This is a genomic window from Oleiphilus sp. HI0079, from assembly GCF_001635105.1.
Genome location: NZ_LWFT01000043.1, coordinates 1 through 768 on the forward strand (window position 1 = coordinate 1; position 768 = coordinate 768).

At 41.1% G+C, this 768-nt stretch carries 1 protein-coding gene; it reads right to left on the reverse strand.

What is annotated here, in order from left to right; genetic code table 11:
- Positions 1–768: hypothetical protein (locus A3750_RS25580; protein WP_197474770.1), on the reverse strand; the 768-nt coding region annotated here is incomplete at both ends.

Genomic DNA, 768 nt, shown 5'->3' on the forward strand with positions numbered 1-768 from the left:
AGTTCCTTCCAACAGGGCTTTTTGCTTTTTAAGTTTGGTGCCATCTTGATATGTCTGATAACTACCATGCACACCTATTTCGTGGCCACGCTCATCGATCTTGATCAAAAGCTCTCGAATATCCTTATCTTTAAGCGAATAATCACCATTGCCAGGTTCAATCGATTCAGGAATGAAATAAAAAGCCGCTTTTAAACCATTCTGCTCACACACATCCATGTACCAATCAAAGGTGTAATTTGGGTCAAACCGAAAATCACCTTTTTTATTGAAATGATATCGCTGTATGCGCTTTAACGCTTCAGTAACACTTTTTCGTTTAAGCAGGTCTGCAGCACACGTTCGTAGTAATCTTGGTAAGGTCTTTACTGTCGGGTCAAATGGCGTATCTGCATCACAGCTAACAAATATTTTTGGGGTGCGCTCTTTTCGTTGTAGCTCTGGCCAAAGCTTGGTCATACAAGCCCATAACAATTCGACATACTCGTCGACTATCGGACGTTCAAGAAAGCCATATTTATATGCAAGAGAAGCCTTAGCTGGGAATCTATCGTGCTGATCTCGCTCAGGACTGACTAACTCTTCAAAGCGACTGAGCATAAAGAAGATGGTACCGAACAAGTCAAAATCAATCTTAATATTCGAGCCAATCTTTAGGTTTGGCGAACCAAACATAACAGGGATGTCGTTTTTGTCTTTAAAGCCGGACTGTTCTTCCAGACCTAACTCTAGTGACTTTAGAAATAAACATTCGACTTGGTGGTCAGA